The organism is Pseudomonas sp. MF09150 (genome assembly GCF_059862355.1).
On the sequence record NZ_JCBCUS010000036.1, the window covers coordinates 1 to 680 of the forward strand.

At 57.2% G+C, this 680-nt stretch carries 1 protein-coding gene; it reads left to right on the top strand.

The window, feature by feature from the left end; translation table 11 throughout:
• Positions 1-651 (top strand): IS30 family transposase (locus tag AC19YX_RS35240; protein ID WP_500608028.1); only part of this gene is annotated, 651 nt, incomplete at its 5' end.
• Between the last annotated feature and the right edge of the window lie 29 nt (positions 652-680).

Below are 680 nucleotides of genomic sequence, written 5' to 3' on the forward strand. Positions count from 1 at the left end.
ATCTATGCGATGCCCGTCGGGGAGTTGCGCAAGGAGCTGGTGCAGTGTCTGCGACAAGGCAAGAGCACACGTAGACCGCGCGCTGGGGGCGTTGATCGTCGCGGCCAGATTCCGGATATGGTCAGTATTCACCTGCGCCCGCCGGAGGTTGAAGACCGTTTGATGCCAGGGCACTGGGAGGGCGACTTGATCAAGGGGAAGAACAACGCCTCGGCGGTCGGGACACTCGTTGAGCGCTCCAGCGGCTATTTGATGCTGGTGAAAATGAATGACGCTACGGCGACATCGGCAGTCGAAGGGTTCAGCGCGGCGCTCAATGGCATGCCGCTGGCCGCTCGTAAAAGCATGACGTATGACCAGGGCAAGGAAATGGCCAGGCACGCCGAACTCACTCAGAAGACGGGTATTGCTGTTTACTTTGCTGACCCACACAGCCCATGGCAACGTGGAACCAACGAGAACACCAACGGCCTTGTCCGCCAGTTTTTGCCCAAGGGAACTGACCTGTCCAGGTACACCCAAGAGGAGTTGGACAAGTTTGCGTATTTGCTGAACATCCGACCACGCAAGCGATTTAACTGGCTGTGTCCGATCGAGGTATTCACTCAGCTGATGGGCTTGCAACATGAGGCTCCTGCTTCAATTCAATAACCGTGTTGCACTCAGCTCCTGCAACCGCC